General features: G+C 50.1%; 7 protein-coding genes and 1 pseudogene. 5 read left to right on the forward strand and 3 right to left on the reverse strand.

Annotation, left to right across the window (positions count from 1 at the left end; translation table 11 throughout):
- Positions 1-145: 145 nt before the first annotated feature.
- A complete protein-coding gene (locus B348_RS0112435; protein WP_026136761.1) occupies positions 146-1,060 on the reverse strand; it encodes a replication initiation protein in 915 nt (304 codons plus the stop codon).
- A 441-nt stretch (positions 1,061-1,501) separates the two neighbouring features.
- On the opposite strand from B348_RS0112435, the gene B348_RS0112440 reads away from it, so the two are divergent.
- The gene (locus tag B348_RS0112440; RefSeq protein WP_017736443.1) at positions 1,502-3,130 is read left to right on the forward strand and encodes a methyl-accepting chemotaxis protein; all 1,629 of its coding nucleotides are present in this window, start codon (positions 1,502-1,504) and stop codon (positions 3,128-3,130) included.
- A gap of 58 nt (positions 3,131-3,188) precedes the next feature.
- On the opposite strand, the gene B348_RS0112445 is transcribed toward B348_RS0112440, so the two are convergent.
- Positions 3,189-5,027, reverse strand: a complete 1,839-nt coding sequence (locus tag B348_RS0112445) for a hypothetical protein (protein WP_017736444.1) — start codon at positions 5,025-5,027, stop codon at positions 3,189-3,191.
- A gap of 522 nt (positions 5,028-5,549) precedes the next feature.
- The gene (locus B348_RS0112450; RefSeq protein ID WP_017736445.1) at positions 5,550-7,223 is read right to left on the reverse strand and encodes a recombinase family protein; all 1,674 of its coding nucleotides are present in this window, start codon (positions 7,221-7,223) and stop codon (positions 5,550-5,552) included.
- A gap of 49 nt (positions 7,224-7,272) precedes the next feature.
- Here B348_RS0112450 and B348_RS01000000129955 point away from each other — a divergent pair.
- From B348_RS01000000129955 to B348_RS1000000131935, 4 genes and pseudogenes are all read left to right on the forward strand, one after another.
- Positions 7,273-9,006: pseudogene (locus tag B348_RS01000000129955) on the forward strand (TonB-dependent receptor family protein); the annotation flags it as partial.
- Positions 9,007-9,203: 197 nt separating this feature from the next.
- Complete coding sequence (locus B348_RS1000000131930) at positions 9,204-10,130, forward strand: hypothetical protein (RefSeq protein ID WP_026136762.1); 927 nt, start codon at positions 9,204-9,206, stop codon at positions 10,128-10,130.
- Between the two features lie 315 nt (positions 10,131-10,445).
- Entirely contained in the window at positions 10,446-10,625 is a 180-nt protein-coding gene (locus B348_RS0112470) for a hypothetical protein (protein ID WP_017736448.1), read from the forward strand.
- A 137-nt stretch (positions 10,626-10,762) separates the two neighbouring features.
- The gene (locus B348_RS1000000131935) at positions 10,763-11,713 is read left to right on the forward strand and encodes a type III secretion protein (RefSeq protein ID WP_256204333.1); all 951 of its coding nucleotides are present in this window, start codon (positions 10,763-10,765) and stop codon (positions 11,711-11,713) included.
- Positions 11,714-11,732: the final 19 nt, after the last annotated feature.

The raw sequence follows: 11,732 nt of genomic DNA on the forward strand, positions 1-11,732 counted from the left end.
CCGTGCGTTATATCGATATCGGTGGGGCGGTGTATGTATATGTGGGGGATACGGGGAGGAAAGGGAGGGGATGGGCGGGAAAGGAAGAAGAAACACCCTCACCGGGTGCTATTATCTGATATAGGCTTTTGCACTAATTATAATGCTAGGGTTGCTTTCTCCAATAAAATACAGTTCTACGGCTTACATTTAACTCCTTCATGACTTCCTTAATGGTTGCTCCTGCTTCAAGTAAGATAATACCTCGTTCTCTCTTGGTCTTGCCCTTCTGTTTACCCCTGAAAGCCTGTATCTCGCTTGTATGGGTTCTTGCGACATAATCGTCAAAGGTGCCCCGGTTAAAGTTTCTATGCGTCCACTTCGCCACGCTTTTGGCCGTGTGCTTTACTTCGGAAATGTCCAACGGCGTAGTAAAATTAACGTTGTAGCCGGTGGCACGGTCTAGGCAAGCGTTTAGCCATTGTTCATAGGTCGGCCAACCCTGACGAATCGCCTTGTATGCCCACGCTCTTAATTGGTCAAAAAGCATACAGTTACGACCCAAGCCATAATCCTCTATGGGCTTTTCTTTGGCCTTTTCAGGGGTTAGGTCGATGTAGTCGGCCAAGTCGTCCAACGTGTATGGATCGGCCTGCCATTGGTAGACGATCCAGTGGGAATTGATCGGGTTCTTGCAGATCAACCCGGAATAGCCTCTGTCGGCTCCCAGACGACTACGCAAGCCTGCCTCAACGGCTGCAGCGTATCGTAAAGCGGCGGTTTTGCCGTCGATTGCGGTTCGGACAGGTGTTTGTAGGAGGTAAAGCAAATGAGCGTGCCCATTGGCCGGATTTCGAGCTATTAGGTTTGGGGCTGGTGCTCCCACGTCATCCCAGTGCATCCCTGCATTAGATTTATCGAGGTCAAAAACCATCCAATATCTATGTGTAGGCCCATTGGGCTGAACTAGTCTTGCAAGTTTAGCTTTTTCTTTTTTGTTGATTTTTAAGCCGCTGATTAAATCATCGGTGTGATAAGGTCTCTTTGGTAAGTAGTCCTCAAATAGTTTTATACATCCCATTGTTTTCCTCTTCTAATTGGTTGTTTAGAAAAAGAAAACCTTGGAAGATGACTTGACAATAAACTTTTTGATGATTAAATGAGTGTGTTGATTAAAGTTTTTTAAAATTTTATTGTAGTATCCTTAGCCACCTTGCCGGGTGGTTTTCTTTTTCTGCTCCTTTCAAGTTGCCACACTTTCGAAGTTTGTCAAACTTAGATGGTAAAAAACCCGCTTAGTCGCGGGTTTTTTATTGGCATAAAAAAGCCTGCACGATGCAGGCAAAGGGAAATGGAAATTACACTACCGCCTGTAAGTGGTGAGTTTGTACTGTGGTTTGTGTTGAAAATCAATGCTGCCTATCAATTAGACTGAAGGATATGAGTTTTTTCATTCAAGAAATTATTTTTTTTGCCGATACAGCAAGTATTGATTTATTACGTCTGGGTTTAGGAGCGGTCGATGAATATTAGAAGTATGAACATTGGTAGTCGAGCCGGTATTGGGTTCACAATTATCGCATTACTCGTTTTGGTTATGGGAGGGATCGCTTTATTCCAAGCACACCAAATGGACGATGCAGCTGCCGAAATTCGTAATGAGTGGTTGCCAGCAGTCGAGGCTGTGGGAGTGGTTGGGAGTAGTTTAGGGCGAGCCAGAGCACTGACTTTACGAACGTTGATTTTGGAGGAGAAATCCGAACTAAATACTACCGTTGATCTGGTTAGAAGTATAAACCAAGATGTTGCTATGAGCTTGAAAGGTTATGAAAAGGAAATAGATGACTCTGAGGATCGTCAGATTTTCGAGAAATTTAAAACCTCATACGAAAAGTACCTTTCTGTTCAGCGTCAGATTTTAGAAGGAGTTTTGTCTTCACCTGAAAGGGCTGACGAAATTAAGATGGCAAATGGACCTTTGGCTGATAATGCTGATCAAATGATGGTTTTTTTAAATCAGTTGATTAAGTTTAATGAGAAAGGTGCTGTTCATGCTGCTGATCAAACAAATAAAGTATTTAATGCTGCTGTTTTCATGATTGTTGTCGCGTTGATTATTATTTTGATACTGATGATTGTAATCGCGGTGGTTCTTACTCGGAGTATCGTTTCTCCTTTGGCTGAAGCGGTGGTAGTTGCAGATAGAATTGCCGATGGTGATTTAACTCAACGAATCAAGATAAATGGTTCTGACGAGCCTGCACACCTGCTAATTGCATTGAAAAAAATGCAGATTAGCTTGCATGATACGATTGAAAGAATCTCCGAATCATCAAATATGCTGGCTTCTGCTTCTGAAGAGTTACATGCGGTGACGGAGGATACTAATCGAGGACTCAACCAGCAAAGTGCAGAAATCGACCAAGCCGCTACAGCGGTAAATGAGATGACAGCGGCGGTTGAGGAAGTGGCTCGTAACGCTGTAAATACTGCCGATGATTCTAAAGCTGCTGATAAAAGCACCTATCAAGGCCGTGAAAAGGTTAGTCAGGCTTTGGAGTCCATTAATAAACTCGTTGGTAATATCTCTGATACTTCGTCTGAAGTTAAAATTTTGGCACAGAGTGCCGGTGAAATTAGTCAAGTACTGGTAGTAATTCGCTCAATTGCTGAGCAAACAAATTTGCTGGCACTTAATGCTGCCATCGAAGCTGCTAGGGCTGGCGATGCTGGTCGTGGCTTTGCTGTTGTAGCGGATGAGGTACGTGCGTTGGCTCATAGAACCCAACAATCGACAGCTGAAATAGAACAAATGATTGAAGGTATTCAATCAGGTACAGGCCGTGCAGTTGATGCTATGAATGAGAGCCAAGACCGTGCTAATGGCACGTTAGTGGTTGCTCGGGAAGCTAATGATGCTCTTGAGGTAATTAGTGAAGCAATTACCTCAATCAACCAGAAAAACTTGGTTATTGCCAGTGCTTCGGAAGAGCAGGCACAGGTTGCCCGTGAAGTTGACAGAAATTTGGTTAATATTAGGGATTTGTCAATGCAAACGTCTGCGGGGGCTAACCAAACCAATGCGGCTAGTCAAGAGCTTTCGCGTCTTGCGGTAGATTTGCATTCTATGGTTTCAAAATTTAGGCTTTAAAAGCAAGATGACGCTCGCAAATTATTTATAAGCCCCTTTTAGGGGCTTTTTTTATGAGTTAGCTATATGGGTCATAAGGGTCTTGAAATGGGCTTGGTGGCTTGAGTTTTAGCAGTCTTCTCTTTCTGGCTTCTTTCGCCTGCAGGGCTTCCTCCTTGTCAAACTCAACAACTTGTTTTCTTGTGAACGTGTCGGATGCCAAAAGTTTCACTTTATCTGTAAATCCTAACTCCACTTTGGCATGGTCTAATCCTTGTTCTTTTAGTTGTTCCCCAACGTTAAATAGGTAATCCTTTCGTTTCTCTGAACCCAAGCGGCTTGCCATTTTATATGTGTTTTCTCTTAATCTCTTATAGAATTGCTCTGGATTTTCATCAAGCCTTTTGGCTTCAAGTATTCGATCAACCAGAATGTCAAATTTTTTGATTAATGGTTCAAGCTCTTCCTCGTAGACCTTAATCGCTTTTTCTAATACTGATTTTCTTTCGGTATCCTCTTCTATTTTCTTCCTTAGCTCGCGTAGTTCTTTGGTCATTTTTTCTTTGGTGGATTTGAAATTTATCTTTAGCTGTTCGGTTTTGTTCGTCTTCTCGGTTATGTCCTCGGACAGTATTTGCCTATGGTGGTCGAGCTTCGCATTTTCTTTTTGCTGCTCTGTGGCGTGCATCTCTAAGTTTTGGATTTTATTCTGGTATGTTGAAACAGTATTTTGAAGCTCGCTTATCGTGGTGTTAAGCGTGACGACATTCGTTTTTTGCTCGGTCAGCTCTTCTTTCTTCTGTGTAAGCTCCTGCTCAAGTTTCTCTACTTGTCTGGTGTAATAGTTATGGCTTCGCTCGCTCTTGGGCTTCTTGGCCTCCTGCTCAATCTTGCTTAGGAATTCTTTGTTATCCTTGGTTTTAGGTAGGAATTTGGCTTGTAAGCCATATGGAGCGGCTAAGCTGTTAAAGTGCTCGTAAAAGGCCGCCTGCATTACTTTTGACTTCCATGACTCGCGTTCTCGGATAAACCTATGGTTTTGCTTTTCTTCGCTACGGTTGGGAAGTTTGAAGTCTTCTAATGTTGGCGGTTCGGATATATTATCAAGGTGAGCTTTATTCTTCGCGTAGTATTGTGATGCGAATTCAAATTCTTGGGCTGAAAAATCATATTTTCCGGTCTTTGTGTTTTGAAGGTCAAGGAAGGCGTGAACGTGGTTGGTTGTCTCGTCCAAGTGGCTGAATGAAAAAAGCATCTTGTTGTTGGGGAAATTCTTTTGATAGAACTGGTGCATGGCTTTCTGCAAAAGGTCTGTGTATCCCTTTGTGATTGCCAATTTATTGGGTTCGGGGATCACAAGGATGATCTCCTTGACCCTGTTAACCGTCCTTGATACGGCTCTATCTGGTGCGTTCTGCTCGATCTCCTGCTTCTTGGTGGTGTAGTTCTCTAAAAGGTCGATCCTCTGGGCTACGCGGCTAATCTTGTGTTGATTTAATAGGGTGGCGTAGTCCTCGATTACCAACGTCCTTTCCCCCTCCATTACAGATGTGACATGTTCTTTTATCTCGGTTGGTTCGGTTGCGTTTATGAATTTGACCAGTTTAGATTTGAGTTTTCTCAGCTTTTCTTTTTCTGCTGCTATCTCGTCAGTCGCTTCTGTCGCTATGAGCTTGGTTTGTAGTTGGTCGTTGAAATCGGCCAGTAATTGCTCTGCCAATTCCCTTGTTAATATCTGTTCAAGACCACCTACAATGGCGACATTCGGGTGGTCTGGATTGGGATTGAATTCAAAGTCGTCATACTCATTTTGATCGAGCCTGAGCGAGTGTCTTAACGAACTATCTAACCCCTTCAGGTTGGAGTAGTTCCTATCTCTTTTTGTTAGCGTGATTGTTTGCAGGTTGGTGTCATTCATTACATCCTCAGTAGTGGGTTGGTCTTTGCTCTTGGCTTTTGCTTCTGTCCTGCCGACTAGGCACCTGCGTTAACCGTCACATCTTTTGCGTAGCAAAAGTGGGATGGTTAACATAGCAGGTATGTTTCTAAGGGCTTCTTTGAAAACTTGAACCATATGCATATATTGAACCACATAAAAAATGTATATCAAGCATGATGGTGTGGGTGGTTTTGTATAGTGGTGTTGGTTGGGTATGTGCGTGCGGTGTAGTAATCTTTATTATAGTTATCTAGTGTATATGATATCTATATATAGATAACTAAAGACGTGTGTGGGTGCGTGCGTATACATGAGGCGTGTGCGGGGGAGTGCATTATGCGAGAGATTTTTTTAAAAAAGTTTTTTTTGAAGAAAGTCAAAAGCTATTCTGGTGATTAAGAGCGTGGTGCCTTTTGTTTTTGCTCTGGTTTTTAACGTGTAACGCCTTGGATTGTTAATGTGTAACCCCTCCAATTTTCGGTTTATTAGAGGGGCTTAATTTTATTTTATGATATGGGAAAGGTCTGGTATTCCAAATGGCGTTAGTGGAGCTTTTTGTTTGAAAAATTGATGGGTATAAAGATTAAAGTCTTTTTCACCTTTTATACGAATGTCCATGCCGACGAGGTTTGTTTCTTTATCAATTTTAACGTCGAAGGTGATTCCTCTGGTGATGAAAAATGTGTTGAGTTTCAATCGGCCTTCTTCTGTTTCGTATAGGGCTATTATGTCTTCGTAGGTGGTGATTTCGAGCGTTTCCGCTTCGATTGCTAACGTGCCTTCAAGTTTTTGGATCTCGCTTTCTAACACGGTGATCCGTGCTTCGCTATCGGCCACACGCCTGATAAATGTATTTGGAATTATTCCGTCAAACTGAGCTAGCGAAGCCTCTAACATCTCCAATGTGGATTTTTCGGTTGTTAGCTTGGCTTTCTTGGCTCGTATTTCTTCTTTTGGTGCCGAAGTATCACGAACGGAAAAGAAACGGCTGAATGCGTCGTTTACGGTGTCCATTTGCTTGTATTGGTCTTGGCTGAACCAAGTGAAGTCTTTTCGCTTCTTGTCTGTCCGCTCGTCAATGTAACGATTTTCCGATAATTGCCTAACGAAAGCGAGGAATGTGCCGAAAACAAGCTCAAATCTAATTCTGTTACTACATTCGCATACTCGTTCGGCTCTGTTAGAGCAAACAAGGTAGGCGTAGCGTTTTTTCTCGGTTCCTAATATTTGTAAGTTGAAAATCATCCCGCATTTATGTTCTTCGCATTGGATGCAGTGCCGGAAAATATTGTAATGGTGGGGTGTTCTACGTCCGTAATTTCGCCCATTTAATCGGGTTTTCATCGCAGCAACGGCTGCACTGAATTCTATTTCATCAATGATTTTTGGAAAATAATTGGGAACATAACGATCAAACGCTTTGGTGCCGTTCTCGTTGCGTCGTTGCAAACGTAGCACGCCAATTGGGCTTTTGCTGTTTATAAGTTGAAGGACTGCTGTTCTAGTCCAACGGCGTTTTGAATGTTTATTTACTTGCTTAACGCTCTCCAATACTCCAACGTGTTTGAGTAGGTCGAAAATCTGGCGAATTTCTTGGGCTTCATCTTCAACGATGATAAAAGATTGACTTTGTTCATCAAAGCGAAAGCCGTAGGGGCATCGTTTACCTATAACGTTGGTTTCTGCAGTGTCTCGCTTCTTTACCCACACGGATTTCAGGCGTTTGCTCTTGGTGTCGCTTTCTTCGTGTGCCCGTTTTGCGATTACACCTACTAGGATCAAGGTTTCGAGGTCGCGGCTTGGATCGTCGTAGGAATATGTCTTGTTGTCGAAAACGGTGTGTAGTCGCACGCCTTTTTTGAGAATTGATTGGATTAGATCAACGGAGTCGGTGAGTTTCTGGCGGGTTAGTCGGTCGATTGATTCGACAATGATGTAGTCGCCATGCTCAATTTCTCCACTCTCTATCCTGTCCAACAACCCTTTTAACTGGCCGATCCGGGCGTTTGCACCACGGAATGCACTGATCCCCTTGTCGATAACGGTTTCGACCACGGGGACGCCTGTGACCTCTGTAAATGCTTGGAGTGGGGTGGTTTGACGGTCGTGGCTGTCTCGGCCTTCTTCGCCTTGCGAGGCGGTTGACCATCTGACGTATGCGTATGCCTTGGGCATTGAATCGGCTCCGGGTAGGTTCTATCTCATTTTATTAGATAATAGCTTACCGTGGTCCGCCGGCAACCTGGACAGCATCGACGTGGTGCGCGGTGCCGGTTCCGTGCGGTATGGGCCGCAAAACGTCGGCGGCGTGATCAACTTTGTCACCCGCGCGATCCCGGAAAAGTTCTCCGGTGAAGTCGGCACCACCCTGGAAACCTCGGCCCATGGCGGCTGGAAACATCTGGAAAACGCCTTTGTCGGCGGCACCGCAGACAACGGCATCGGCGCGGCGTTGCTGTACTCCGGGGTCAAGGGCGATGGCTATCGCAACAGCAACAATTCCAATGACATTAACGACGTGATCTTCAAGACCCACTGGGCGCCGACCGATCAAGACGACTTCTCCCTCAACTTCCACTACTACGACGCCACCGCCGACATGCCTGGCGGCCTGACCCAGAAGCAATTCGACGCCAACCCGTATCAGTCGGTGCGCGACTGGGACAATTTCACCGGGCGCCGCAAGGATGTGTCCTTCAAGTACATCCGGCAGATCGACGACCGCACCCAGGCCGAAGTGCTGACGTACTATTCCGACAGCTTCCGTGGCAGCAACATCGCCAACCGTGACCTGCTCACCCTGGGCTCGTACCCGCGCACCTATTACACCTTCGGCATCGAGCCACGGGTGAGCCATGTGTTTGACCTGGGCCCGAGCACCCAGGAAGTCAGCGTCGGTTATCGCTACCTCAAGGAAGGCATGCACGAGCAGGCCACCAGCCTCAACCTGGTCAACAACGTGCCCACCCCGGGCGGGCGCAGCGATGGCCACGTGTATCAGGACCGTACCGGTGGCACCGAGGCCAATGCGTTCTATGTCGATAACAAGATCGATATCGGCAAGTGGACCATCACCCCCGGCATCCGCTTCGAAGACATCCGCACCGAATGGCACGATCGCCCGGTGGTCCCGCTGACCGGCCCGCGTACCCTGGAAAAACGCCGCGAGGTGCACAACAACGAACCGTTGCCGGCCTTGAGCGTGATGTACCACGTCTCCGACGCCTGGAAGCTGTTTGCCAACTACGAAACGTCCTTCGGCAGCCTGCAATATTTCCAGCTAGGGCAGGGTGGTTCAGGTGATCAGACCGCCAGCGGCCTGAACCCGGAAAAAGCCAAAACCTACGAGGTGGGCACGCGCTACAACGACAACGTGTGGGGTGGCGAAGTGACGCTGTTCTACATCGACTTCGCCGATGAACTGCAATACGTCAGCAACGCGGTGGGCTGGACCAACCTCGGCGCCACCAAGCACACCGGTATCGAAGCTTCGGGCCACTACGATCTGTCGAACCTCGACCCGCGCCTGGACGGCCTGACCGCCAACGCCGGTTTCACCTACACCAAGGCCACCGCCGAAGGCGATGTGCCCTTCAAGGGCCGTGACCTGCCGCTGTACTCCCGTGAAGTGGCAACGTTGGGCCTGCGCTATGACGTCAATCACTGGACCCACAACCTGGACGTCTACGCCCAGTCCGGCCAGCGCGCGCCGGGCACGGGTACTACCTACATCACCCAAGGCACTGCCGATGGCCAATACGGGGATATTCCGGGCTATGTCTCGGTCAACGTGCGCAGTGGCTATGACTTTGGCGCGCAACTGTCGAACCTGAAGCTGGGCGTGGGGGTGAAAAACGTCTTCGACCAGCAGCACTACACGCGCTCCAGCGATAACAATGCCGGGCTGTACCTGGGTGAGCCACGTACGTTCTTTGTACAGGCAAGCGTCGGGTTCTGATCTGTATCCAGTGGGAAAAATCGCAGCTCCAGGGCTGCGATTTTTTTTGGCGTTTTCCTACGGTTTCACTCGACTGCCATGAGGTTTGACAGGAACCGTTTCCGACAAGTGCGCCACACAGTGAGTTACCTGATTGGCCTTGACGTGACGTCGGGCTGGCAGGTTCAGGACTCAATCTTCTTGCACTGGAGACATCTATGTCGGTATCGACCCTCGAGTCATCCGTACCTGCATCATCCACCTTTGATACGCCATCGCCTGCGCCGCAAGCCAAGGCCAGTCGCCCGGCGCCTTCCGTTGACGGCCAAAACGCGACGAACGTGAGTTTCCGCTCGCAGGAGAACCAGACCGGACCGGTGTTTGGCGATCATCAACCGCCGACCGATCGCGCGGGCCAGCGCCATGACCCTTTGGCAACGACGCAGGCGATGCGGCATCCAGGGTTCATGGAGCGCTTCAAAGACTGGATGAGCCATTGGTTTGGCGGGCACTGTCCGCCCATGCACAGGCCTTGCAACGGTGCCCCGCCAAGGCCGCACCCTGGTAGCGGTGCCCCTTCCAGGCCGCACCCAAAACCGGATTACTCGATGCAGAACCATGAACAGTTGACGCAAGCGCTGCTGGATAACTTCAAGGCGTTTACTGGGTCCCATCACGCGCGTTTCATGACCACCCGTGATATCAGGGAAATGGCCAGTAGACCCCTTGGCAACGACCCGGTGATGAACAACAACATTCGCCTGGCCCGGGAAATTCTGAACCGCCCCGACCTGATGCAGGCCCTGGATCGGAACAACGGCACGGGGGCGACGGACAACCGGTTCAGCAAGCAAGACTTGCGTAACGCCCTCAATGACACGAACTTTTTCCGGTACAAGGATGACAAGGAGATCGCCGGAGAAATGCTCAGCCATTTCGATGAACTGGCACGGCGTTGGGGCGGCAAAATCAGTATCCGGGACCTGCACAGACTCGCTGCCCAACCCCTGACGGGCGACTCTCCCAGGGATCACCTCATCCAGCTGGCCCAGGTACTGCTCAGGCGTGGCAACTTGCTGATGGCGATGGATCGCAATGGCGATGGATACCTCAGTCGAAGGGAACTCCAGCGGTTGTCGTCCTGACGCAAAGGCCGCAGTGTCATGAGGCACCGTGAGCGTTTTGCAGTGCCTCATGCCGGGCGATGAATGTGTCAGGAACCATTTCCACAGCGACGCCACTCAGGTAATACAACCTCGGCGGCTCTGGTGGGACGGGTCGCTTTTCAGGCATCGAGTCAGGGGCCAGCTATGACAACAACGTCGTTTCAATCTCGCCAGGATGGTTTTTCAGAAACCTTTCGCCGTGGGCATGACGCGGGGGCGGCTGCCACTGCTGAAACAGCCGCAGCGCTCCCGGCCAGCCTGCCGGCGAGCAGTTGCTGCGCCCAGACCCGGCGAATGAAAGCCTTTGCCGGCCAACGGCAATTCCAGGCGCCGGTCGCCGATGATTTCGCCAGGGGCATGCTGGCCCCAGGGCTGGCTGACGGCACGGTGGCCTCGCCCTTGAAACACCTTGCCAGTGCCTTGGCGACGTTGATCATGGGGCTTGCGGCCTGGCGCCGGCACAAGCCTGGCTGAGCACAGGTCTGGCCGCCTTTTTACATACTGTCATTGGTATTCTGCGCCAGTCTGGAACTGTCGCACTCCACTCACCACAGAGGTTTGCTTGTGTTCATGGAACCAAGCACGGATCTGAGAAAAGTTGGAGAAGTCGCATGACAATCGATGCTGCACTACCTCACGCGCGGCAAGCGGCCACGGGCGCATCGGCGCCGGCAGAACAGGGCACACGATCTGCGGCGTGTTCACCGGCCACCCACCGCGATGCCTGGAACGACCCCCCCCATGCTGCCCGGCCTCGTGACAGCTCATCGGGTGAGTTACCTCGGCGGCCAGCGCTGTTGCGCGGCGGCGTGCCCGGCCTGCATCACCGTGCCTTGCAGAATCCACTGGTGCCGCGTGCGAGCCTTTTGCCGCCGGGCGCCGACTCAAAGGACAGCCAGTTGGCCGAAACACTGAGGGACAGCTTTGGTTTGCTGCACCCTTTCTTGAGGGACGGACGACTGACGTTGTCATCCCTGCGGCAGGTGGCCGAAGCCACGGTGGGCGAGAGCGACAAGCTGGACCACGCCATCCTGGCGGCTCGCGAGATCATCCAGCGTCCGCCTCTGCGGGACGCAATCCTGAGCAGTGACGGTGATATCACCCGCGACAGCCTGGCGGTCGCCGTTAGTGTCTTGCAGGGCAACAGCTCCCCAGGCGCCTTCAGCCAGGACCCGTTCCATGGCCAGGACAACGCACAGGTAGTCAAAGCCTTGCAGGCGTTATTCGAGCAGTTGCGCGATCAGACAAAGGACAGAACGTTCTTTTTTGACAAGCACCAGTACGTGGAAATTGCCGCACTCAGGGCCCTGATGGGCGATCCCGACGCCGTCGGCCCATACGGCCAGCCGGTGCTGGACCCGGCCACCGGTTTGCCCGGCAAGCAGTACAGCGAACTGAGCGTGTACACGGCCAAGAACATCCTTGAGCGCCCGGGTTTATTGCGTTCGCTGGAGCGCGCCAGCGGCACGCGGATATTCGGCCCTGCCCACCAGGAAGGCTGGATCAGCAATAAAGGCCTGGAGCGCTGGCTTGAGCAGGACAAGGCCCACAAAGCCCTGTGACACCAGGGCTTTGTGGGTG

The organism is Pseudomonas sp. CBZ-4 (genome assembly GCF_000346755.1).
In the GTDB taxonomy this organism is placed as follows: domain Bacteria; phylum Pseudomonadota; class Gammaproteobacteria; order Pseudomonadales; family Pseudomonadaceae; genus Aquipseudomonas.